Below are 24,511 nucleotides of genomic sequence, written 5' to 3'. Positions count from 1 at the left end.
CCCTCAACCACGACAACCGGAGACAAACCCCATGATCGATCGCCGCCAATGGCTGGCGGGCGCGGCCGCCGGCCTGCTCGCCCCTTCTGTCGCCTTCGCCCAATCCGATGCTGCCAAAGGTCCCGTGCGGATCGTGGTGCCCTACCCGCCGGGCGGGCCCACCGACCTGATGGCGCGGCTGCTGCAACCACAGCTGCAGCGCAGGCTGGGCACCACCGTGATCGTCGACAACCGCGGCGGCGCGGGCGGCAACCTGGGCAGCGCGTACGTCGCGCGGCAGGCGCCGGCCGATGGTCTGACGCTGCTGCTGGCCGCCAGCGGGCCGATGGCCGTCAATGCGGCGCTGTACAAGTCCATGCCCTTCAACGCGCAGGAGGACCTGCTGCCGGTGGTGCAGCTGTCGGCCTTTCCGCTGGTGCTGGAGGTACATCCCTCGGTCAAGGCCCGCACCCTGAAGGAATTCATCGCCTATGCGGGCAGCCAGAAGGCGCCGCTCAACTTCGCCTCGGCCGGAAGCGGCACGCCGCAGCACCTGGCGGGCGAGCTGTTCGCCCGCGAGGCCAAGGTGCCGCTCACCCATGTGCCGTACCGCGGCGCCGGTCCGGCCCTCAACGATGTCCTGGGCGGACAGGTGCCGCTGATGTTCGACATCCTGGCCAGCTCGCTGCAGCACCTGCAGGCGAGCAAGCTGGTGCCCATCGCCGTCACCTCGGCCACGCGCAGTCCTGCGCTGCCGCAGGTGCCGACCATGGCCGAGGCCGGACTGCCCGGCTTCGAGGTGACGGCCTGGCACGGCATCGCCGTGCGCAGCGGCACACCCGCGGCCACCGTGCAGCGGCTCAATGCCACCTTCCTGGACATCTTTGCGGATCCGGCCTTCCGCAAGTCCTGGGAGGCACTGGGCACGCCCGTGGTGGCCGGCACGCCCGAGGCCTTCGGCCAGCTGATCCGCAGCGAGACCGCGCGGCTGGGCCGCATCGTGCGGGAGACGGGGGCGACGGCGGACTGAGGCACAGGCGGCCGCGCGTGCGTCAGCGGCTCAAAGCGCCGGATGCCTCCGATGCCAATCCGTCACCTGCTGATAGGCCCAGCCCGCCCGCACCAGCAGCGCCTCGTCGAAGTGGCGCGCCACGAACTGGAAGGCGATGGGCGTGACCGCGTCGGTGAAGCCGCCGGGCAGCGTGATCGTGGGGCTGCCGGTCATGTCGAAGGGGCAGGTGTAGCGCAGCATGGCCGACATCAGATCGGCATCGGTGCCGAAGGTCAGCATGCGCTCCAGCGTGGGCGAGGCCACGCCCTGGGCGGGCACCAGCAGCAGGTCGATGTCCTGGAACAGGGCGCGGACCTTGCCGCTGAAGTCGTGCCGGTGCAGCACGATCTTCTGGTAGTCGGTGCCCGTCTGCGCATGGCCCAGGTCCAGCAGGCCCGAGAGCGCGGGACCGTACATGTCCTTGCGCGCCGGATAGGTGGACTCGTGCACGACGGCCGCCTCGACGGCGCACAGCGGAAACCAGTCGGCGATGGCCTGCGTGGGATCGGGGAAAACCACCTCGCGCAGCTCGCCACCCAGATCGCGCACGGCCGCCAGCACGCCGGCCATGACCTGACGGGTGGCGTCGTCAACGCCCTCGCTGTTCCAGCGGGCGTCGACACCGATGCGCAGACCCTGCAGGCCGCGCTCCATGCCGGCCAGGTAGTCGGGCACCGCCGCGAGGCTGGCGGTGGGATCTTTCGGATCAGCCCCGGCGATGGCACCCAGCATGGCACCGGCGTCGGCCGCGCTGCGCGTCATCGGTCCGATGTGGTCCAGCGTGGCGGCGAGTTCGAAAGCGCCGTAGCGGCTGACGCGGCCCCAGGTGGGCTTGAGCCCCGTGAGGCCATTGGCCGCCGAAGGAAAGCGGATCGATCCACCCGTGTCGGTACCCAGCGAGCCGTAGCACAGGCCCGCGGCCGTGGCCACGCCCGAACCGCTGGACGAGGCGCCCGACCAATGCGCGGCGTTCCACGGATTGACGGGCGGCACCACCGTCGGATGGTGGTCGGCGTAGGCACTCTCCGTGAGCTGCAGCTTGCCGAGGATCACGGCACCGGCCTCACGCAGCTTGCGCACCGCCGTGCCGTCCTCGTTGGGCACGAAGTCCTGGTACAGCGTCATGCCCGCGGCCGTGGGCACGCCGGCGGTCCAGCACAGGTCCTTGACGGCGACCGGCACGCCATGCAGCGGGCCGCGGATCTCGCCGCGGCCGATCTCGGCCTCGGCCTGCCGTGCATCGGCCAGGGCCTGATCGGCCATCACCCGCACGTAGCTCTTGAGCGCGCCGTCATGTGCGGCGATGCGCTCCAGCTGGGCCTGGGTCACTTCGACCGGCGACAGCGCCTTGCGCTGGATCTGCTGGCCGACTTCGACCAGCCCGAGGTAATGCAGCTCTTGATTGCTCATCCGTGGACTCCTGTGTACTGACTCATGATTTCGAAATCGCCCAGGTGCTCGCGCGGCACTTCGCCGCCGATGTGGCCGCGCTTGATCACCAGCACCCGCTGCGAAACCGCGGCGATGAATTCGAGGTTCTGCTCGACCAGCACGATGGTCAGGCCCGTGCAGTCGCGCAGCGCGGCCAGGGTCTCGGCGATCTCCTCGATGATGGAAGGCTGGATGCCCTCGGTCGGCTCGTCGAGCAGCAGCAGCGTGGGCTTGCCCGCCAGTGCGCGCGCGAGGGCCAGCAGTTGCTGCTCGCCGCCGGAGAGCGAGCCGCCCGGCCGGTCGAGCAGCCGCTTGAGGCGCGGGAAGTGCTCCAGCAGTGCCTCGACCGTGTCCATGCTGCGCTCGCCGGTCTTGACCAGGCCCATGCGCAGGTTGTCCAGGGCGCTGAGCGTCGGGAAGATCTCCCGCCCCTGCGGCACATAGGCCATGCCCAGCCGCGCGCGGGCAAAGGGGGCCAGGCGCGTGATGTCTGTGCCATCGAAGCGCACCGTGCCCGCAGTGGGCCGGATCACGCCCATCAGCGTCTTGAGCAGCGTGGTCTTGCCCATGCCGTTGTGGCCCAGGATGCCCACCGACTCGCCGGCGGCGATGTGCAGCGCAACGTCGTTGAGCACGGGGATGGCGCCGTACCCCGCATGCAGATTCGAGACTTCGAGCATCGGTCCGTCTCCGCACTCAGTGGGGCTTCTTGCCCAGGTAGATCTGCTGGATCAGCGGGTCGCTCATGATGCGGTCGGGCGCGTCCTCGCGGATCACCGCGCCCTGGTGCAGCACCGTGACCTTGCGCGCGATCATGCGGATGAAGTTCATGTCGTGTTCCACCACCACCAGCGCATGCTGGCGGTTGATCTCCAGGATCAATTCGGCCGTGCGGGCCACCTCGGCATCGCTCATGCCGGCCGCCGGCTCGTCCAGCAGGATCAGCGGCGGATCGGCCGCGATCACCACACCGATCTCCACCCACTGGCGCAGGCCGTGCGCCAGAAGGCCGGCCTGCACGTCGCGATAGGCCGACATGCCCACGCGCTCCAGCGTCTCGCGGGTGATGCGCTCGGCCTGCATGCTGCTGTTGAGGCGCCGCGCCGACAGCCACACGTTCTCCCACACGGTCAGTCCATTGAAGAGGCTCGGCACCTGCGTCTTGATGCCGATGCCCAGGCGCCCCGGCTCATGCGGCTGCATGCGCGAGATGTCCTGGCCGCGGAAGAGGATCTGGCCCGAGGTGGGCTTGACCTGCCCGGTCAGCAGCTTGAAGAAGGTGCTCTTGCCGGCGCCGTTGGGACCGATGACGCAGCGCAGCTCGTTCTCGGCCAGGGTGAAGTTCACGTCGCGCGTCGCATGCACGCCGCCGAAGCGCACGTTGAGGTCGCGGGTCTCGATCAACGGCGTCATCGCGTGGGCTCCATGGGGGCCAGGGGGGAAGCACCGGCACCATCGGCGGCAGAGGCCGCCGAAGGCCGCGTCGCAGCAGGCACGGCAGGCCGCGGGTGCCGCAGCCTGCGCCATGCCGCCTCGATCAACTGCCCGGCCGTGGGCACGATGCCCTTGGGCACCAGCAGCACGAAGACCACCAGGATGGCACCGAGGACGAGGTTGGCGTTGAGGGTCTGCTGGGTGCCGATCTGCGTGGTCAGCCACTGGATGGCGACCGCGCCCACCACCGGGCCGACCAGCGTCCCGAGCCCGCCGACGATGACCCAGATGATGATCTGCGCCGACTGGGCCAGACCGAAGATCGTCGGGCTGGTGAAGGCGCCCCAGTTGGCGAACAGGCAACCCGCCAGCCCCGCGATGGCGCCCCCGAGCGTAAAGCTGAAGAGCTTGTAGGCCCGCGCGTCGTAGCCCAGCAGCAGCACGCGCTGCTCGTTCTCCTTGGCCGCCACGATCACCCGGCCGACCTTAGAGGCGAGCAGGGCACGCAGGCCGACATAGACGACCAGCAGGCAGGCGAAGGCCAGGTAGAACAGGTCCTTGGGCGTGAGCACCTCGTCCTTCAGCCCGGGCCAGTTGAGCGTGGGAATGGCCGGGATGCCGTTGAAGCCGCCCAGCGGCGCATCGCCGATACGCCATTCGGGCCCCGCCGTCGAATTGACCAGGTTGAACAGGATCAGCGTCACGGTGAGCGTGATCACGCCCATGTACACGTCCGACAGCCGGCCGTAGAAGATCACGTAGCCCAGCAGTGCCGCAAAGAGCGCTGGTACCACGATGGCCAGCAGGAAGGGCAAGGTGCTGTCGCCCAGGTTCATCACCGCGATGGCATAGGTGTAGGCGCCCAGGCCGAAGAGGGCCGCCTGCCCGAAGCACAGGATGCCGCCATAGCCCCAGATGAAGGCCAGGCTCACCGAGAGGATGGCCATGACCACGTAGATGGTGACTTCGATCAGCGTGTAGTCGTCGATCACGGCGGGCAGCCCCAGCATCAGCAGCAGGCCGAGGGCCAGGCAGACGATGGCGCTCGCCCACGAATTGGCGAAACGGTTCACAGGGACCCCTTGAAGAAACGGCCGGTGATGCCCTGCGGCAGCACACGCAGCAGGACAATGGCGGCCACGAGCAGCGCCACCTCACCCAGCACGGGCGTGGTGGCGAAGGTGGCGAGCTGGTTGATGGCACCGAACAGCGACGAGGCGCCCAGCAGCCCGGCGAGGATGGCCGGCCCGCCGCCGATCACCGTGATGAAGGCCTTGGCCACGAAGGCCGCGCCCATGGTCGGCACGACGCCCGTGAGCGGCGCCAGCAGCCCGCCCGCCAGCCCCGACAGCGCGGCGCCGACGGCGAAGGTGACCGAATACACCCGGCTCGGACTGATGCCCAGCGCATTGGCCATGTCGGGCTTCTGCATGGTGCCGCGCGCGATCAGCCCCCACTGGGTACGGGTGAGCACCCAGCGGATGGCCAAGGCCACCACCGCCGCCACGGCGATGATGACCAGCGTGTAGCCGCTGACCGAGTAGGCGCCCACCGAGAAGCTGCCCAGCGGCGCCGACACGCCGGCCGTGGTGTTGCCCGCGATGGAGGTCACGATGCCCACCAGCAGCAGCGACAGCCCCCAGGTGGCCAGCATGGTGTCGACCATGCGGCCGTAGAGCCGCCGGATGACCAGCCGCTCCAGCACCACGCCGATGGCACCGACCGCCACGGGCGCCACCACCAGCATGGCGACCCAGAGGTTGATGCCCAGCTTGAGCGCCAGGATGACGGTATAGGCCCCCAGCATCATGAACTCGCCATGCGCCAGGTTGATCACCTTCATCATGCCGAAGATGACGGCCAGCCCGGCCGAGACGATCACCAGGCCTGCCACGGCATACAGCACCTGGATGACCACGATCAGCGCAAGATCCATGTCGATTGACTCCTCGGTACGGGTCGTTCCATCAGGCTTTGATCACGTACTGCTGGTTGTCTTTCGGATTCTTCTGGAGGTTGCACACCGCGCTGGTGTCCACGGGGGGCTGCTGCTGGAAGGTCTCGACGATGTTGAGCTGCTTGTTGCGCACCTCGGCAATGCTCACGTTCAGCACGCAGTGGTGGGTCTGGGCGTCGACCGTGACCTTGCCGCTCGGCGCGTCGATGCTGATGCCGCTCTCCAGCGCGGTGATCATCTTCTCGCGGTCGATGGAGCCGGCCTTCTTCACCGCCTCGGCCCAGAGCTTGAAGCCCTGGTAGGTGCCCATGGCCAGCTCGGTGATGTTGGGATAGTCGCTGCCGAAGCGCTTGTAGAAGCGCTCCTTGAAGGCCTTGTTCTGCGGCGTGTCGAGGTTCTGGAAGTAGTTGTACGACACCAGGAAGCCGTCGGTCTCCGCGGGCGAGAGCACGATGTGCTCGTTGCCGCCGGCGAAGGTGGTCGAGGCCAGCGGGATCTTCTTGGTCAGACCGGCCGCCGCCCACTGGCGATAGAAGGAGATGTGCGCGCCGCCCACCAGGGCCGAGACGATCATGTCAGGCTTGGCGGCCTCGATCTTGGAGATGGTCGGTCCGAAGTTGGTCACGTCCAGCGGGAAGAAGTCGATGGAGGCGACCGAGCCGCCGTTGTCCTGCACGAACTTCTTGACCCACTGCGAAGTGATCTGGCCGTAGTTGTAGTCGGCGGCCACCACATAGACCTTCTTGCCCCACTTCTTCATGGCGTAGGGGATGAGCTTGGCCACCGTCTGGCCCGGCGTCACGCCGGTGCAGAAGGTGTTGCGGTCGCACACGCCGCCTTCGTACTGGGTGTTGTAGAAGTAGAGCGTCTTGTTGCGGGTGAGCACCGGCCGGATCACCTCGCGCGAGGCGGAGGTGATGCCGCCCATCACCACCGTGGACTTGTCGCGCAGGGCCGACTGCTGCGCGAACTGCGCATACAGCTGCATGTTGGACTGCGGGTCGTAAGTGACCAGCTTGATCTTCTTGCCGAGCAGGCCGCCGGCTGCGTTCTGCTCTTCCACCGCCAGCGTCATGCAGTCCGCCATGGGCTTGCCGTAGATGTCGAGGCCGCCCGACATGTCGATGATGCTGCCGACGACGATCTCGTCGGCCGCCATCGCAGCCATGGGCAGCAGCGGCAGCGCCGTGCCGGCCAGGGCGGTGGCGGAGCCTTGAAGGAAGGATCGACGATCCATGGGAACACTCCTCGTTGATCTGACGGACGCAGGCCGTCGTTGTGTGTGGAAGGGATGAAGGGACGGGAACGCGGGGGTCCGGGGCGGGCGCAGCGCACCGCCCGGCTCGAATGGCTCAGAGGGCTTTCCAGTCGCCGGCCTGCTCGAAGGCATAGGCGGCGCGGTAGATGGTCTCTTCCTCGTAGTTGCGGCCGACGAGCATCATTCCGACGGGCAGGCCGTCGACCAGTCCGCAGGGAATGCTCATGGCAGGGTGCCCCGTGACGTCGAACGGGCAGGTGTTGGGCAGCACCTCGAAGGCGCGCGTGATCACTTCTTCCAGCGACGCGCCCGGCTTCGGAATGGGCGTGGCCGTGATCGGCAGCGTGGGCATCAGCAACAGGTCGAAGTCCGACAGCGCGGCGTCGTAGGCGGCAGTGAGCTTGCGGCTGAGGTTCTGCGCCTTGGCATAGAAGTGGCCGCGGTAGTGCTGGATGAAGTACTCGCCCAGCACCATGGTGATCTTGAGCGTGTCGGACAGCTCGTCGGCACGCTGCTTCCAGCCAGCGTGGAAGTCCACCAGGCTGGTCACGTACAGCCCCTTCCAGTTGAAGCCGTGGCCGTTGTCCTTCATCATCTGCTGCGTCGCGCCCTCGGCGGCGATGGGCAGCCAGATGGCCGGGCCCAGTGCGTGCATCGGCACCGACACCTCGCTCACGGTGGCCCCCAGACGTGTGAACACCTCGGCGGCGTTGCGTACCTTCTCGTTGACGGCCGCATCCGACTGAGGCCAGCCGAAGCCCTCGGTCACGATGCCGATGCGCAGGCCCTGCACGCCCGTCTTCATCAGCTCGCTGTAGGGTTTGGGGCCCTGGCCGGCATGTTGGCGCGGGTCCAGCCCGTCCGGACCGGCCAGCGCTTCGAGCATCAGCGCGTTGTCGGTGACGTTCGCCGTCATCGGGCCGGTGTGGTCGATGGTCAGCTCGATGGGCATGACGCCGGTGTAGGGCACCAGGCCATGCGTGGCCTTCATGCCGTAGATGCCGCAGTAGGAGGCCGGCATGCGGATGGAGCCGCCCTGGTCGCCACCAATGGCCATGTCCACCTCGCCGGCTGCAACCAGCGCCGCGCTGCCCGAGGACGAACCGCCGGCCGAATAGCCCATGCGCCAGGGGTTGTGCACCGGCGAGGGCGAGCTGGTGTGCGAGCCGCCCGAGAAGCAGAAGTACTCGCACTTGGCCTTGCCCACGATGGTGGCGCCGGCATCCAGCAGCCGCGTGACGACGGTGGCGTCGACGTTGGGCACATAGCCCTCCAGCGTGGAAGCGCCATTCATCATGGGCACGCCGGCCAGGCAGACGTTGTCCTTCAGCACCACGGTCTTGCCGGCGAGCTTGCCGCCGGGCTTCCCCTGAATGGTGGTCTTCACGTACCAGGCGCCGTACGGGTTCTCCTCGGCCGAGGGAAAGTAGCCGGGCGTACGGGCATAGCTGACGGCCGGCTGGTAGTCGGGCATCGCGTCCACCGCGTCGTAGGCGTCGAAGTTGGACTGCAGCAGTGCGTTGTAGCTGGCAGCCTGGGAATCGGAGAGATGGATGCCGAGGCTGAGTGCGACGTCCTGCAGCTGTTCGACGGTGGGGCGCTTGATGGCCATGAAGGAACTCCGTGTCACGAGGGAAGAAGAGGCGCCCGAAGCAGTCGGACACCTTGCGTTTCACGGATCGATTCTGGGAACTTATATTTTCCTGGTCAAGTATTTTCTTTGCTTTGGAAAATAAAAAGCGGTATCGAAGCCAGGTCAGAGCCGTGTCAGCACGCGGAAGGCATTGCCCTCGGCCCGCGCGAGATAGATGGGCACACCGCTCGGTTCGCCGGCCTCGAAGGCGGCGTCGCGGGCGCTGCGGTAGGCGATGGTGCCGACGCTGGTGGCGCGGCTGCGGCCGGTGCATTCGCCGCGGTCGAGCAGCGCGGCCAGGAAGTGCATGCCCTCGTAGGTGGACTGGCCATGGGTGCTCAGCGTGGGCGCGCGCTCGCCGAAGTGGGCGCGGTAGCGCGCCTTGAACGCAAGGTTGGCGTCGGTGTCCAGCGTGGCGAAGTAGCCGCAGGCGGCATAGAACTCCTCGGCGTTGTCGGCGCCGAAGCCCAGCAGCTCGTTCTCGCCGGCGCCGCAGGTCAGGCGCAGCATGTGGCGGTGCAGGCCCGCACGGCCGAAGGCGCGATTGAACTCGATGGAGTCCTGCCCCACCAGCGAGACCAGCACCGCGTCGGCCCGGGCCTTGCGCACGGCCTCCAGCACAGCCGAGAAGTCGGTCGTCTCGAAGGGCACGTAGGTCTCGCCCACCAGTTCGGCCCCGGTCTCGGCGATGCAGGTGCGCGCGATGCGGTGCGACATGCGCGGCCAGACATAGTCGTTGCCCACCGCATACCAGCGCCGCGGGCGCTTGCGCTCGCCCAGCCAGCGGATGGCCGGCCGCAGCTGCCGCTCGGCGGTCTCGCCGATGGCGAAGACGCCAGGGCTGGCCTCGCCGCCCTCGTACAGCGGTGTGTAGACGATGGGGATGCGCCCGCCCACGGCGCGCAGGATGCGGTGGCGCACGGCACTGGTGTGCATGCCGACGATGGCGTCGATGTCGCCGGCCTGCACCAGCTCCGTCAGCGTGGCTTCGATGTCGGCCGCGTCGTCCGCGGCGTTGACCGTCAGCAGCCGGCAGGCGCGGCCACCCAGGCCCGCCTCGCGGTTGAGTTCGGAGACGGCCAGCTTGGCACAGGCCAGGGCCGACGGCGCCCAGATGCCCGCGAAGCCGCCAAGCGGCACGCACAGCGCGATGTTGAGTTCATGGCTCGCGAGCAGCGGGCGCTGCAGCCGACCGGCGGGCAGGCGCGGCGTGGCGGGTCCTGAGGATGGAAACATCGAGAACTCCGGGACAGTGCACCAAGTTGGCAACAGGAGGGACAGCGTCGCAAAAACTGCGCCAATGCTTTCCAAGGCAAGGGTTGCGCGCTACCATCGGAAACCCTTCCCCCACGCGCCGACGTGAGCCATGCCTGAGAAAGACATATCGCAGTACCTGGCCTACCTGCTGGCCTCCGCCAACCGTCGCATGCGCATCGGCCTGGCGCAGTCCATCGCCGCGGAAGAGGTGACCGAGGAGCACTGGCGCATCCTGCAGGTGCTCGCCGACGAGCGGGGCCGCTCGATGGGCGACCTTGCCGAGGCGGTGCTGCTCAACCATCCTGCGCTGACCAAGAACATCGACAAGCTGGTCGCCCGCGGCCTGGTCCAGCGCGCGGCCGATCCGGCCGACAGCCGGCGCGTGCTGGTCTACATCAGCGACCTCGGCCTGGAGACGGTCGCTCGGCTGCGCAAGAGCGTGGATGCGCACCACAGCCAGATCGAGGAGGCGCTGGGCCCGCGCAAGACGAGCCAGCTCAAGAAGCTGCTCGAAACCTTCATCGACGAGATCGAGCCGCACTGAAGCACGCATCGCGCCGCGGCCTGGACACGCCGCCGACGGTGCGGCTTGCCCTGTCGAGCCGCTATACCAAGGTATAGCCGCGCCATCCTTCCCGCATCCCTGACCGACCGAATGCGCGCTGGCTCCTGCGGCGCGTCACGGCGACCATTGCCGCATCGGCCCGGCCATGGCGGCAGCACGACAGCGGCACGCACCCGCCGCCGTTGACGCACGACCCGCCCTGCCGACGCGGCGACGCCCTGCCGGGCGCGTCCGGCTGACATCCATCTGACCTGACCCTGGCGACCGCCCGCTGCACCGCAGCGGGCGATGGCCGCGCCACGTCCGTCGTTCTCTCACACCGCCCGGAAGACGCCCATGAAGCCGATCCCCGCCCTCGCCCTTCTCCTGTGCCTGGCCACGCTGGCCGGCTGCGATGCCGGCCGCTCCGCACCCACCGCCCAAATGCAGGCCACGCCCTCCGATGGGGCGCGCCAGCACCAGGACACCCTCATCCGCGTGCCCGAAGGCTCGCCGCTGCGGCAGGCCCTGATCGTGGCGGCGGTGGCGCCTCAGCCCTTTGCCCCCACGCTCGAAGCGCCCGGCACCATCGAGGCCGCGCCCGAGCGCCTGGTGAAGATCGTGCCGCCGCTGGCCGGGCGCATCGTGCGGCTGCACCACCAACTGGGCGATGCGGTGAAGGCGGGCGATCCGCTGGTCACACTGGATTCGCCCGACCTGGGCGCGGCCTACCGGGACGACGCCAAGGCCCAGGCCGCGCTGCTGCAGGCGCGGCAGGACTTCGAGCGCCAGCAGACGCTGAACCAGGCCGACATCGCCGCCGCCAAGGATCTGCAGGCCGCCCGCCAGACGCTCACCGCCGCCGAGAGCGATGCCCGCGCCGCGCGCGAGCGCCTGGCGCAGCTGGGCGCGCCGGTGGATGCCGCATCGCGCCGCGAGTACGTGCTGCGCGCCCCCATCGCGGGCCGCGTGGTCGACATGAGCGGGGCCCTGGGCGGCTACTGGAACGACACCACGGCCTCGCTGATGACCGTGGCCGACATCTCCACCGTCTGGCTGGCGGCGAGCGTGCACGAGAAGGACATCGCCGCCCTGTCGGTGGGCCAGGCGGTGCACATCGCGCTCGATGCCTATCCAGGTCGGCAGTTCGAGGGCAAGGCGCGCTACATCGGCGACCTGGTGGACACCGACACCCGCACTGTGCACGTGCGCGTGGCCATCGACAACCGCGAGCGGCTGTTCAAGCCGGGCATGTATGCGCACGCGACGCTGGAAGGGCCCTCGCAGCCGGCGCTGCTGATTCCGGCCACCGCGGTGCTGCAGAGCGGCCTGGCCACGCGCGTGTTCGTCGAGCAGGCGCCCTTCCAGTACGAATCACGGCTGGTGGTGCTGGGCCGCTCGACCGACGACAAGGTGGAGGTCGTCTCGGGGCTGAAGGCCGGCGAGCGCATCGTGGTGCAGGGCGGAGTGCTGCTCAATGATTGAGAAGCTCGTCACCCTCGCCTTCCAGCGGCGCGGCATCGCGTGGCTGCTGTTCGTCTTCGTGGCGCTGTACGGGTACTGGAGCTGGAAGCAGCTGCCCATCGAGGCCTATCCGGACATCGCCGATGTCAGCTCCCAGATCGTCACGCAGGTGCCCGGCCTGGGCGCCGAGGAGGTGGAGCAGCAGATCACCGTGCCGCTGGAGCGCGCGCTGCTCGGCACGCCCGGCATGCATGTGCTGCGCTCGCGCAGCCTGTTCGCGCTGTCGCTGATCACCGTCGTCTTCGAGGACGGCACCGACGGCTACTTCGCCCGCCAGCGCCTGCAGGAGCGCATCAACGCGGTCACCCTGCCCTACGGCGCCACGCCGGGGCTGGATGCCTACACCTCGCCCACCGGCGAGATCTACCGCTACACGCTCGAATCGAAAACCCGCAGCCTGCGCGAGCTGTCGGAGCTGCAGTTCTGGACCGTGATCCCGCGCCTGAAGAAGGCCACCGACGTGGTGGACGTGGCCAACTTCGGCGGCCTCACGACCCAGTTCATGCTGGAGCTTGAGCCCGACCGGCTGCAGCAGTACGACCTGTCGCTGCAAGACGTGAAGGACGCGCTCAACAACAACAACGCCACCGGCGGCGGCAGCATCGTGGACCGCGGCGAGCAGAGTTACGTGGTGCGCGGCGTGGGCCTGCTGCGTTCGCTGGACGACATGGGCAACGTGGTGGTCAAGACCAAGGCCGGCGTGCCCGTGCTGGTCAAGGACCTGGGCCGGCTGAGTTACGGCAATGTCGAGCGCCGCGGCGTGCTGGGCAAGGACGCCAACCCCGACACCATCGAAGGCATCGTGCTGCTGCTGAAGGACCGCAACCCTTCCACGGCGCTGGCCTCGGTGCACGAGGCGGTGCAGGAGCTCAACGAGCATCTGCTGCCCAAGGACGTGAAGGTGGTGCCCTATCTGGACCGCACCTCGCTGATCGACGCCACGCTGCACACGGTCTCGTCCACGCTGATGGAGGGCATGGTGCTGGTGGCGGTGGTGCTGTTGCTCTTCCTGGGCAGCCCGCGCGCGGCGGCCATCGTGGCGCTGACGATTCCGCTGGCGCTCCTGATCGCCTTCATCTTCATGCACCAGTTCCACATTCCGGCCAACCTGCTGTCGCTGGGCGCCATCGACTTCGGCATCCTGGTGGACGGTGCGGTGGTGCTGGTGGAGAACATCCTGCGCCGCCGCGAGGAGGCCGAAGGCCGGCCGCTGTCGGCCAGCGACGCCATCGAGGCCACGCTGCAGGTGGCGCGCCCAATCTTCTTCGGCATGGTGGTGATCGTGTGCGCCTACCTGCCGCTCTTCGCCTTCCAGCGCATCGAATACAAGCTCTTCTCGCCCATGGCCTATGCGGTGGGCGCGGCGCTGGCGGGCGCACTGCTGGTGGCCCTCACGCTGATTCCGGGGCTGGCTTGGCTGGCGCTGCGCAAGCCGCGGCGCATCGTGCACAACCCGGTGCTCGAATGGCTGGCGGTGCGCTATGGGCGCTTCCTGGCCCACACGGTGGGCCGGGCGCGCGGCGTGCTCGCGGCCTGTGCACTGGCGCTGGTAGTGCTGGTCGGCCTGTTCGTCACCACGGGCCACGACTTCCTGCCCTACCTGGACGAAGGCTCGCTGTGGCTGCAGGTGCAGATGCCGCCGGGCATCACGCTGGCCAGGGCCTCGGCCATGGCCGACGAACTGCGCAAGGCCACGCTGGCCTTCCCCGAGGTGTCGTACGTGGTCACGCAGACCGGCCGCAACGACGACGGCACCGACTACTGGACGCCTTCGCACATCGAGGCGAGCGTGGGGCTGCATCCGTACAGCGAATGGACGTCGGGCCTGAGCAAGCAGGAGCTGATCGACCGCATGGCGCAGCGCTTCGCGCAGATGCCGGGCTACACGGTGGGTTTCATGCAACCCATGATCGACGGTGTGCAGGACAAGCTTTCGGGCGCTCACGGCGACCTCACGGTCAAGGTCTTCGGCGACGACCTGGCGCAGATCCGCAACGTGGCCAACCGGGTGGCCCAGACGCTGCGCCACGTGCCCGGCGCCGCCGACGTGGCGGTGGACGTGGAGCCGCCACTGCCCAACCTCAAGATCGAGCTGGACCGCGCCGCCGCCGCGCGCCACGGCATCAACGCCGCCGCGGTGGCCGACCTGATCGCCACCGGCGTGGGCGGCACCCCCATCGGCCGGCTCTACGTGGGCGAGAGGAGCTACGACATGACGGTGCGCTTTCCCGAGAAGGCCCGCGCCAGCGTCGATGCCATCGGCAACCTCACGCTGAAGTCGGCCACGGGCGAGCAGGTGCCGCTTTCCGCCGTGGCCAAGTTGAGCACCGTGGCCGGCGAAAGCGTCATCGTGCGCGAGATGGCCGAACGCAACATCATCGTGCGGCTGAATGTGCGCGGCCGCGACCTGGCGGGCTTTCTGAAGGACGCGCAGGCCGCCGTCGCGCGCGACGTGACGCCGGCCGACACGCATGTGCAGCTGCGCTGGGGCGGCCAGTTCGAGAACCTGGAGCGGGCCCAGGCCCGCCTGGCGCTGATCCTGCCGATGACGCTGGGGCTGATGTTCCTGCTGCTGTTCGGCGCCTTCGGCAACCTGCGCCAGCCGCTGCTGGTGCTGGCCGCGGTGCCGCTGGCCATGCTGGGCGGGCTGGCGGCGCTGCACCTGCGGGGCATGACGCTCAACGTGTCGAGTGCGGTGGGCTTCATCGCGCTCTTCGGCGTGGCGGTGCTCAACGGCGTGCTGATGCTGTCGCAGATCAACCGCCTGCGCACCGAGGAAGGCCGGCCGCTGCGCGAGGCGGTGATGGAGGGCGCCCGCAGCCGCATGCGGCCGGTGCTCACCACCGCCACCGTGGCCGCCCTGGGCCTCACCCCGGCCATGCTGGCCACAGGGCTGGGCAGCGACGTGCAGCGGCCGCTCGCCACCGTGGTGGTGGGCGGGCTGGTCAGCGCGACGGTGCTGACGCTGGCGCTGCTGCCGGCGCTCTACCACCTGATCGAAGCGCGGCTGGAGCGGCGGCGTGCCTCGCCCGCCGCGCCCGCCTCACATGACATCCCGACGCAGGAGGTCCAGCCGTGACAACCCTCCGACTCCGCTCACTTCTTCCCATATCGCTGCTGGCCATGCTCGGCCTGGTTCAGGGCTGCGCCGTCGGCCCGGACTTCCACGCGCCGGCCGCACCCGCCACACCGTCGGTGGCCGCGGCGCCCCTGCCCGCGCGCACGGCCGGGGCCGAGGGCCCGGCCGGCGGGGCGCAGCGCTTCGCCCTGGGCCAGGGCGTCGCCTCGCAATGGTGGAAGGCCTTCGGCTCCCCCGGCCTCGACGCCCTTGTCGATGCTGCGCTGGCCGCCAGCCCCGACCTGCAGGCCGCCGAGGCCGCGTTGCGCAGTGCGCAGGAGACGGCCCTCGCCCAGCGCGGCGCATTCTGGCCCACGGTGGACGCGAGCTACACGCCCACGCGCCAGAAGACCTCCGGCGCCCTCTCCAGCCCGCTGGCCGACGGCGACATCACCCGCTACACGCTGCACACGGCGCAGCTCAGCATCGGCTACGCGCCCGATGTCTTCGGCGGCACGCGCCGCGCCGTGGAGGCGCAGGACGCGCAGGTCGACGTCCAGCGTTGGCAGCGCGAAGCGGTGGGCACCACGCTGGTCACCAACGTGGTGAGCACCGCGATCCAGGAGGCCGCGCTAAGCGCGCAGATCGACGCCACGCAGCAGCTGGTCGAGCTGGCCACCCGCCTGCTCGACGGTGCCCGCCGCCAGCATGCGGCCGGCCAGATCGGTGGCGTCGACATCGCCGCCCAGGAGAGTGCCCTGGCCCAGGTCCAGGCCACGCTGCCGCCGCTGCAGAAGCAGCTGGCCGCGCAGCGCAGCCGGCTGGCGGTGCTCACCGGCCGGCTGCCGGGCGATCCGCTGCCGCAGCAGTTCACGCTCGATGCGCTGCAGCTGCCGGCCGAACTGCCGGTGAGCCTGCCCTCGCAACTGGTGCAACAGCGCCCCGACATCCGCGCCGCCGAGGCCCAGCTGCATGCGGCCGCCGCCCAGGTGGGCGTGGCCACGGCGGCGCGCCTGCCCGACCTCACGCTCACGGCCACGCTGGGCAGTTCGGCGCTGGGCGTGTCGCAGCTGCTGCGCAGCGGCGGCGGCTTCTGGTCGGTGGGCGGCACGCTGCTGCAGCCGGTCTTCCACGGTGGCGCGCTGCTGCACCAGCAGCGCGCCGCGCAGGCTGCCTACGCGCAGGCCGAGGCGCAATACCGCAGCACCGTGCTCACGGCCTTCCAGAACACCGCCGACACGCTGCAGGCCATCGTGAGCGATGCCGACACGCTGAGCGCCACCGCCGCGGCCGAGGCGGCCGCGCGTCGCAGCCTGGCCGCCGTGCAGCGGCAGCGCGAGGCGGGTGCTGCCGCCCAGGCAGACCTGGTCCTGGCGCAGCAGACGCTGCAGCAGGCGGTGCTGGCCACTGCCCAGGCGCGCGCCGCCCGGCTCGGCGACAGCGTGGCGCTGTACCAGGCCCTGGGCGGCTGGTGGCAGGTGGCCGACAGCTCGGCGCGATAGGCTGGCGCGCCGCGGTGCAAAGCCGAGCCTGGAACGCCCTCTCCATCAGCCATGGGCGCGCGCACCCACGATCCGGAGACAAGACCATGAAGGCTTCACACTGGCATCGCCTCGCCCTGCTCACCCTGCCCGCCACCCTGTTCGGCCTGGCGGGTTGCGCCGCCCTGCCCGGCCGCGAGGTGCAGGCCGGCGGCGCCTACTGCTTCCTCAACCCGCTGGCACATGGCCACCACGGGCCCTGCCTCGACGGACCGCTGCCCGACGCCGACACGGCCCAGCAGGCATGGCACTTCGCACCCGACCCGCAGGCCCTGACCGTCTACGTGGTGCGTCAGAACTGGAGCGACGGCCCGCACCGCGTGGCCGTGTCCCTGGACGGCCAGCCGCTGGCGGACACGCTGCCCTCGACCACACTGCGCCTGCGCGTGCTGCCGGGTGCGCATGCGTTCGCGCTGCACGCCGAAGGCCACCCGCCGCACACCATCTCGCTCGATGGGCGTGCGGGCGAGGTGCATTACCTGCACATCGCCACCCTGGCCGGGCTCTGGCACATGGACTACGGGTGGGAGCTCGAGCCCGATGCCGTACTGCAGGCCCGGGCACGCCGCACGCGGCTGGTGGCCGATCTGCGGGAGGACCCCACGCGACCGACGAAATGAAGCCATCGATCCCCCCGGCACGACGTGCCGCTCTTCTTCGGGTGCGCGGTCGCGGCGCACCGCGCGTCCCGTCCGCCATCGCCGCCGCCCTCGCCCTGCTGCTGGCCGGCGCCGCCAAGGCCGAGCCGGTCGAGGCGCCCGCCGCGACACCCGAGCAGGAATGGGGCACCGCCTTCCAGTCCACCTACGTCTGGCAAGACAAGGCCGCTTTCCCGGCCGCCTATTCCGGCCACAACAGCCTGGGCACCGAGCGGGCGCTGAGCTATTCGTTCACCGTCACCGCCATGGTCGGCATGCGGCCCTGGCGGGGCGGCGAGCTGTATTTCAATGCCGAAGGCGCCCAGGGCGTGCCGCTGTCGGGCCTCACGGGCCTGGGCGGCTTCACCAATGGCGAGATGGCCCGCTCGGCCACACCCAACCTGGGCCTGTACCGCGCCCGCCTCTTCCTGCGCCAGACCTGGGGCGAGGGTGGCGGCGAGGAAGTGCAGGCCTCCGGCCTGACCCAGCTCGCCGGCACCGCCGACCGGCGCCGCTGGGTGCTGACCGCCGGCAACCTGTCGGTGCTGGACGCGTTCGACAACAACGCCTATGCCCACGACCCGCGCACCCAGTTCCTCAACTGGGCCTTCATGACCTACGGCGCCTACGACTATGCGGCGGACGGGCGCGGTTACTCCTGGGGCGCGCTGCTGGAGCGCTACCACGACGACTGGGCCCTGCGCGCCGGCCGCTTCATCCAGCCCTACGAGCCCAACGGCCAGCCGCTGGATCCGCGCTTCCTGCGCCACTACGGCGACCAGGTCGAGCTGGAGCATGCCCACCAGCTGGACGGCCAGCCCGGCAAGCTGCGGCTGCTGGTCTTCCGCAACCGGGCGCGCATGGCCAGCTTCCAGGACGCGATGGCGCTGGCGCAGGCCACGGGCGACACCCCAAGCCTCGACGCCGTGCGCGGCGGCGACCGCAGCAAGCGCGGCATCGGCCTGGGCCTGGAGCAGGCCATGGCCGAAGACCTGGGCCTCTTCGCCCGCTGGAGCCGGGCCGACGGCGGCACCGAGACCTATGCCTTCACCGAGATCGACCGCTCGCTCTCCGCGGGCGCCCTGCTGCGCGGCAGCGCCTGGGGCCGGGGTCAGGACACGGTGGGCGTGGCCGCCGCGGCGAACGGCCTCTCGCACGCACGCCGCGACTACCTGGCGGCAGGCGGCATGGGCACCTTCCTGGGCGACGGGGCATTGCGCTACGGCACCGAAACGGTGGTCGAGGTTTTCTACGCCATTCAGGTGACGCGGGCGTTTTGGGTGACGCTCGACTGGCAGCACATCCGCCATCCCGGCTACAACGCCGACCGCGGGCCGGTGCATGTCGGCTCGGTGCGGCTTCACACGGAGTCTGACGGGACTGAGGGGCTGCACAGCCTCGCGGAGCCCCAGCTCCACGCGCCCCGGGGGAGGAGCCGGCCCCTGTCACCCTGGTCCGCCCTGTCCTACACCGAATGGGGAGATTTTGTGACGACCAGTGTCATGAAATTTCATCAATGTTCACGCCACTAAAGAATTGCAATCTGCCAAAAGGTGAGGTTGCGTTCTTCGGACCAGCTGTCGCAGCGATCGACGGGTGGCGCGTTCATGGCCATTTCGGGGAGTTTCGTTGTCCGTTGTTTCGTCTCTCGACCCCGCCCGGTGCGCGCACTGGTCGGCGGCCTGTGCGTTTTCACCCTTCGCGAGCGCCGAGTACCGGGCCTGGATCGCACGCGAATCATCGTCCGCCGACGCCGAGCGCGAAGCGCTGCGCGCTGCCCTGACGGCGGTCCCCCACCCCTCTGGCATCACCTTCGTCGTCGCCGACGACACGCATGATCGCGCGGTGCGGGCGACGCTGTCGTCGCTCGCCGCGCAGATGTGCCTGCAGTTCGACGTCCTGCTCAGTTGCAGCCCCACACGCCAGGCGGCGATGTTGGGTGTCCTCGCCCTGGTGCCGCAGTCGCTGAAGGTGCGTGTCATCGTCGCCAGCGAGGGCGACGTCACTGTGCCGGCGCTGCAGCAGCTGGCACTCACCCATGCCGGCGGCGAACATGTCGGCCTGCTCAGCGCGGGCGACCAGCTTGCGCCCACGGCGGTGGCCGCTCTTCGGATGACGCTGGCGCGCTGGCCCGAGACCGACATCGTCTACGCCGACGAGGACTGGATCGCCGCCGATGGCACGCGCTGCAGGCCGCGCTTCAAGCCGGGCTGGGATCCGGAGGCCCAGCTGGGCTTCGATCTGCTGGAAGGGCTGTGCCTGTTCCGCCGCGCCGAAGTGCTGCGCAGTGGCGGGCTGCGCCCCGAGTTTGGGCCTGCCGCGCGCTATGAACTGGGCTGTCGGATCGGCCTGCCGCTGCCGGCCTGGCGGGTGCGGCACATTCCTGCCGTCCTTTGCCATCGGCGCATACCGCTCGCACCGGACAGTGCCGCGACGGCCCGCGCGATCGAAGCCTATGCGGCGGCCGCACGTCGGGCCGCCCAGCAGGTGGCGTCGACGCAGAGCGGCACCCCCGTCGAGGTGGCCCCGTCGATCCTGGCCCCGGTCGTCAACTGGGTGCGCCGCCCGTTGCCGCAGCCCGCGCCGCGCGTCAGCATCCTGGTGCCCACGCGGGACCGCGCAGATCTGCTCGCCAACTGCCTGAACAGCCTGCTACGGCACACCGACTACCCCGATCTGGAAGTCGTGGTGCTCGACAACGACAGCGCCGAGCCCCAGACCCATGCCCTGTTCGCAGAGCTGCGCCAGGACCCTCGCGTGCGCATCCTGAAGACGCCGGGCGCCTTCAACTTCTCGCGCATCAACAACCTCGGCGCCCGTGCGGCGACCGGCGGGGTTCTGCTGTTCCTGAACAACGACACAGAGATCCTGGATGCGGACTGGCTCAAGGAGATGGTGGCGCAGGCCATGCGACCGGACATCGGCTGCGTCGGCGCCAAGCTGCTGTACGCCGATGGCACCGTCCAGCACGCCGGGGTGATCCTCCAACCCGACCGGCTGGCCATGCACGTATCCCGCACGGACGATGCGATGGCGCCCGGCGCGGACGGCAGACTGGCCGGCGCCCGCGGTTACCTCGCAGTCACCGGCGCCTGCCTGGCCATCCGGCGCGAGGTCTTCCAGCTTCTCGGTGGCTTCGACGAGAAGCACCTGGCCATCGCGTTCAACGACGTCGACCTCTGCCTCAAGGCCACCGACGCCGGCTACCGCAACGTGTGCACGCCGTTCGCGACCCTGCTGCACCTCGAAAGCGTGTCGCGCGGGCACGACCACGCCAACGAAGAAAAGCAGCAGCGCGCCGCGCGCGAGCTCGGACACATCACCGCCAAGTGGCCGGACCGCTTCGCGGAAGACCGGTTCCACAACCCCAACGTGCGGCTGGACTGGTACGCGGGCACGCAGCTGGCCGCCTATGAAGCGCGGTGGCAGCTCGCCCGCTAGTGAATGCCATCGATCTGAAGAGAGGCCTCGGCCCACGCCGAGCGGCAATACATGCAAGACACCCCCGTTCATCTTCCTGCCGTCGAGTGCACGAGCCTCGACCGCTCGCTCGACGTCCTGACGGACCCGGCGCTGGCGCCGCTGTTCTGGACACCCCATCTGCTGGGCAAGCCCAGCGCGTGGTGGACCCACACCCCCTTCGCCTTCTGGCTGGTGTCGGCCTGCAGGCCCCGCACGCTGGTGGAGCTGGGAACGCACAACGGCGTGTCGTACGCCGCCTTCTGCGAGGCCGTGGCCCGACTGGAGACAGGCACGCGCTGCTACGCGGTGGACACCTGGGCGGGAGACGAGCACGCGGGGCACTTCGACCCCCAGGTCTACTACGCGCTGCGCGATTTCCATGACAAGCACTTCAGCGCCTTCTCAGAGCTGCTGCAGTCCACCTTCGACGACGCCCTGCCCTATTTCGCCGACGGCTCGGTCGACGTGCTCCACATCGATGGCTTCCACACCTACGAGGCGGTGCGCCACGACTTCGAGACCTGGCTGCCCAAGCTGTCCGACCGGGCCGTGGTCCTGTTCCACGACACCAACGTGCGCAGCCGCGACTTCGGGGTGTTCCGCTACTTCGCCGAGCTGATCGGCCAGTACCCGTCCTTCGAGTTCCTGCACGGGCACGGCCTGGGCGTCCTGGCGGTCGGCCGCAACGCACCGGCCGCGATCAAGGCCCTGTGCAAGCTCGAGGCCGACAAGGCGGACGCCGTGCGCACCCGCTTCTCGCACCTGGGCACGCGATGGTTCGTGACCACCCGCGAGCAACTGGGCAGTGCCGAGCTGAACCAGCGCCTGCACGCGGTGCAAACCCAGCAGGTGCAGGCCGAGGCCGAGCTGGCGCAACTGCGCGCCGAGCGGTCCGCCGCGACGGAAAGCAGCACCGTCAAGGCCGACTCGCAGCGCAGTGCCGAACTCGAGACACTGGCGCAGCAGGCCCAGGCGGCCGAGGCACGTGCCGCGCAGTCCGAGGCGCGGGCCGAGCGCGCCGAGGCCACCACGCACGCGACGCAGCTGGTGCAGCAGCAAGCGGGACGCCGGGTGGCGGAACTGCGCCGCATGGTGGCCCAGCTGACCACGGAACTGGCCCAGGCGCAGGAACGCGCGGTGACCGCGGACCGCCAGGCAGGCCTTCAGCAGCAGATCGCCGTCGCCTGGAAGGAGCGCGCCCAGGCACAAGGCGAACACTCCCGTGCCCTGCTGCAGCGCTTTCGCGACACCCAGACCGATCCCGCTGCGCAGGCCAAGGCTGCGGAGCCCGGACGGCTTCGCCGCATTGCAAAGCGTCTGCGCAACCGGAAGATCGTCATCGGCGAGACCTGGGAGACCGAGACCATCCGCCGCTCCCCCTACTTCGACCGCGCCTGGTACCTGCTCACCTATCCCGATGTCGCGGAAGCAGGGCTGGACCCCGCGGACCACTACCTGAGATACGGTGCGCTCGAGGGCCGCGACCCGGGCCCCATGTTCTCGTCCGCCACCTACCTGGCCCACTACACCGACGTGGCAGCAGCGGGCCTCAATCCGCTGCTGCACTACATGGAGCACGGCATCGAGGAAGGGCGCTACGCCGCCGTGCACGGCCTCTCGCAGGGCGAGCCCGCCCTTCCCGCCCTGCCGACCCAGCGCTTCTCCATCTTCTACGTGTCCGGCGAACCCGACACCCCCGGGCACATCTACCGCGTGGCCCGGTACATGGAGGCGGCGCGGATGAATGGCGTGCCCTCGGAGTGGGTGCGCCTGGACCAGCTGCAGGACAAGCTGTCGCTGACCGCTCAGCACGACGTGATGATGCTGTGGCGCACGCCCTGGACACCCGCATTGCAGGAGGCGGTCGCCCGCATGCGCGCGCAGGGCAAGATGGTCGTGTTCGACATCGACGATCTGATGGTCGAGCCGGACCTCGCCCAGATCAAGTTCATCGATGGCATCCGCTCGGACGGCCATGTGCCCGAGCATGTCCGCGCGCATTTCGCCAACATCCGCCGCGCGATGCTCTCCGCCGACATCTGCCTGGCCAGCACCCAGGAACTGGCATACCACATGCGCTGGGCCGGCAAGAGCGCCCACGTCGTGCCCAATGGCTTCGACCACGGCACGCTGGAGCTTTCGCTTCGCAGCGCGCAAGCGTGGCGCAGCACGCGCAGCGACGACCTGATCCGCATCGGCTACGCCGGTGGCTCACGCACCCACCAGCGCGACCTCGGCCTGGCCATCGAGGCGATTGCGCGCGTGCTGCGCGAGAACGCGCGCTGCCGGCTGGTCCTGTTCCAGACGCTGGCGGGCGTGCGCCTGGTCGAAGTGGAGGAATTTCCGGCGCTGGAAGGGCTGGAGGACCGCATCGAGTGGCGGCCCTTCCAGACGCTGGAGACCCTGCCGCAGGAGATGGCGCGCTTCGACATCAACATCGCACCGCTGGAGTTCGGCAACCCCTTCTGCGAAGCCAAGAGCGAACTCAAGTTCTTCGAGGCGGCGCTGCTGCATGTGCCCACGATCGCCTCGCCCACCGGCCCCTTCCGCCGCGCCATCTCGCACGAAGCGACCGGCCTGCTGGCCTCCGACGGCGACGACTGGTACCGCTGCCTGTCCCGGCTGGTCGACGAGCCGGCGTTGCGCGACGGACTCGCCGCCGCCGCGCATCTCAGCGCCCTGGCGCAGTTCGGTCCCCTGCAGCGCGCGGCGCGCTTCGGTTGCGTGCTCGATCAACTGCGTGGCGACGTCCAGGCCGCGCGGGGGTTCGCGCTGGACGCGCGCATCCGCGCGACGCCGTGGCGCAGCCCCACACTCGTGCCGTCCACCGTGCTCTTCGAGCATTGGGCCGCGGAGCCGGAGGTGGCCGAGATCTCGGTGATCATCCCGCTGTACAACTACACGCAATTCATCGTCGAGGCGCTGGAGTCGGTGCAGGCCCAGAGCCTGGCGGTGCTGGACCTGATCGTGGTGGACGACTGCTCCACGGACGCCTCCCTGGACACGGCACTGGCCTGGGTCCGCGAGAACGCCCACCGCTTCAACCGGGCAGTGGTTGCGAGGAACGCGGTCAACAGCGGATTGGCCATGACCCGCAACGTGGGCTTCGGACTTGCACGGACACCCTACGTGCTGCCGCTGGACGCCGACAACCGGCTGCTGCCGACCTGCTGTGAAACGCTGCACGGCGTCATGCGGGCGAACGCCGTGGCCTTTGTCTATCCCACCATCCAGCACTTCGGCGCCTCGCGCCGCACCATCAGCGACGCGCGCTACGAACCGCAACGCTTCGTGGCGGGCAACTACGTGGACGCCATGGCCCTGGTGGCCAAGGAGGCCTGGGCCATCGTCGGCGGCTACGACCACGTGAGGCACGGCTGGGAGGACTACGACTTCTGGTGCCGGCTCGCCGAGCAGGGCCAGCGTGGCCTCTGGGAGCCCCAGACACTCGCCGAATACCGCGTGCACGCCGCCTCGATGATCAAGACGGAGACCACGGCGCCCGAGAACTACCGGCGCCTCATGGACGACTTCAAGACGCGGCATCCCTGGGTGTCGTTGATCGACGAGCAACTCGCGCTGCAGGCAGCGCGCGCCAACCGCAGCTGACCGACCGTCGTCGCACGGGCAAAGGCGGTGAGCCCCTGCACCGCCGGAACCGGCGTGTGCAGCATGGCATCGTCGCAACGGGGCGCGCCCGTGCGGCTGCGCGACGGCCGCCGACCTGGCCACGTCGCGCACAAT

The 24,511-nt window shown here is 69.5% G+C and carries 17 protein-coding genes; 9 read left to right on the top strand and 8 right to left on the bottom strand.

Features of this window, described 5'->3' with window-relative positions; all coding sequences use genetic code 11:
- Positions 1–31 precede the first annotated feature (31 nt).
- On the top strand, positions 32–1,009 hold the full coding sequence (locus DFR41_RS17570; RefSeq protein WP_017760406.1) for a tripartite tricarboxylate transporter substrate binding protein: 978 nt from the start codon (positions 32–34) through the stop codon (positions 1,007–1,009).
- A gap of 30 nt (positions 1,010–1,039) precedes the next feature.
- Here DFR41_RS17570 and DFR41_RS17565 read toward each other — a convergent pair whose 3' ends face one another.
- The 8 genes from DFR41_RS17565 to DFR41_RS17530 form a co-directional block, all read right to left on the bottom strand.
- Positions 1,040–2,440, bottom strand: a complete 1,401-nt coding sequence (locus DFR41_RS17565) for an amidase (RefSeq protein ID WP_114803678.1) — start codon at positions 2,438–2,440, stop codon at positions 1,040–1,042.
- Complete coding sequence (locus tag DFR41_RS17560) at positions 2,437–3,141, bottom strand: ABC transporter ATP-binding protein (protein WP_017761317.1); 705 nt, start codon at positions 3,139–3,141, stop codon at positions 2,437–2,439. The genes DFR41_RS17565 and DFR41_RS17560 overlap by 4 nt, the downstream gene beginning before the upstream one ends.
- Before the next feature lie 16 nt (positions 3,142–3,157).
- Positions 3,158–3,874: an ATP-binding cassette domain-containing protein gene (locus DFR41_RS17555; protein ID WP_017761316.1), complete on the bottom strand. Its 717-nt coding sequence runs from the start codon at positions 3,872–3,874 to the stop codon at positions 3,158–3,160.
- Complete coding sequence (locus DFR41_RS17550) at positions 3,871–4,968, bottom strand: branched-chain amino acid ABC transporter permease (RefSeq protein WP_017761315.1); 1,098 nt, start codon at positions 4,966–4,968, stop codon at positions 3,871–3,873. The genes DFR41_RS17555 and DFR41_RS17550 overlap by 4 nt, the downstream gene beginning before the upstream one ends.
- A complete protein-coding gene (locus DFR41_RS17545) occupies positions 4,965–5,831 on the bottom strand; it encodes an ABC transporter permease subunit (RefSeq protein ID WP_017761314.1) in 867 nt (288 codons plus the stop codon). The genes DFR41_RS17550 and DFR41_RS17545 overlap by 4 nt, the downstream gene beginning before the upstream one ends.
- Positions 5,832–5,862: 31 nt before the next feature.
- On the bottom strand, positions 5,863–7,089 hold the full coding sequence (locus tag DFR41_RS17540; protein WP_017761313.1) for an urea ABC transporter substrate-binding protein: 1,227 nt from the start codon (positions 7,087–7,089) through the stop codon (positions 5,863–5,865).
- Positions 7,090–7,204: 115 nt separating this feature from the next.
- The gene (locus DFR41_RS17535; RefSeq protein WP_114803677.1) at positions 7,205–8,722 is read right to left on the bottom strand and encodes an amidase; all 1,518 of its coding nucleotides are present in this window, start codon (positions 8,720–8,722) and stop codon (positions 7,205–7,207) included.
- 144 nt (positions 8,723–8,866) lie between these two features.
- Positions 8,867–9,979: a substrate-binding domain-containing protein gene (locus DFR41_RS17530; RefSeq protein WP_114803676.1), complete on the bottom strand. Its 1,113-nt coding sequence runs from the start codon at positions 9,977–9,979 to the stop codon at positions 8,867–8,869.
- 130 nt (positions 9,980–10,109) lie between these two features.
- On the opposite strand from DFR41_RS17530, the gene DFR41_RS17525 reads away from it, so the two are divergent.
- From DFR41_RS17525 to DFR41_RS17490, 8 genes are all read left to right on the top strand, one after another.
- Complete coding sequence (locus DFR41_RS17525; RefSeq protein WP_114803675.1) at positions 10,110–10,544, top strand: MarR family winged helix-turn-helix transcriptional regulator; 435 nt, start codon at positions 10,110–10,112, stop codon at positions 10,542–10,544.
- Between the two features lie 357 nt (positions 10,545–10,901).
- Positions 10,902–12,029 carry an efflux RND transporter periplasmic adaptor subunit gene (locus DFR41_RS17520; protein WP_114803674.1) on the top strand — a complete coding sequence of 376 codons (1,128 nt, stop codon included), beginning with the start codon at positions 10,902–10,904 and terminating at the stop codon, positions 12,027–12,029.
- Positions 12,022–15,147: an efflux RND transporter permease subunit gene (locus DFR41_RS17515; RefSeq protein WP_114803673.1), complete on the top strand. Its 3,126-nt coding sequence runs from the start codon at positions 12,022–12,024 to the stop codon at positions 15,145–15,147. Before DFR41_RS17520 ends, DFR41_RS17515 begins: the two co-directional genes overlap by 8 nt.
- 44 nt (positions 15,148–15,191) lie before the next feature.
- Positions 15,192–16,628: an efflux transporter outer membrane subunit gene (locus DFR41_RS17510; protein ID WP_114803672.1), complete on the top strand. Its 1,437-nt coding sequence runs from the start codon at positions 15,192–15,194 to the stop codon at positions 16,626–16,628.
- An 86-nt stretch (positions 16,629–16,714) separates the two neighbouring features.
- Positions 16,715–17,287, top strand: coding sequence for a hypothetical protein (locus tag DFR41_RS17505; protein WP_114803671.1), 573 nt, complete (start codon positions 16,715–16,717; stop codon positions 17,285–17,287).
- Positions 17,284–18,837: a carbohydrate porin gene (locus tag DFR41_RS17500; protein WP_114803670.1), complete on the top strand. Its 1,554-nt coding sequence runs from the start codon at positions 17,284–17,286 to the stop codon at positions 18,835–18,837. Before DFR41_RS17505 ends, DFR41_RS17500 begins: the two co-directional genes overlap by 4 nt.
- A gap of 97 nt (positions 18,838–18,934) precedes the next feature.
- Positions 18,935–20,746 (top strand): glycosyltransferase family 2 protein, encoded by a 1,812-nt coding sequence (locus DFR41_RS17495; protein ID WP_231394215.1) that lies wholly within the window; start codon positions 18,935–18,937, stop codon positions 20,744–20,746.
- A 51-nt stretch (positions 20,747–20,797) separates the two neighbouring features.
- Complete coding sequence (locus DFR41_RS17490) at positions 20,798–24,376, top strand: class I SAM-dependent methyltransferase (protein WP_114803669.1); 3,579 nt, start codon at positions 20,798–20,800, stop codon at positions 24,374–24,376.
- Positions 24,377–24,511: the final 135 nt, after the last annotated feature.

The organism is Pseudacidovorax intermedius (assembly GCF_003350475.1).
Classification (GTDB): Bacteria; Pseudomonadota; Gammaproteobacteria; order Burkholderiales; family Burkholderiaceae_C; genus Xenophilus; species Xenophilus intermedius.
Note: the sequence above shows the minus strand (reverse complement) of the source record. Positions and strands in the feature narration are given on the sequence as shown.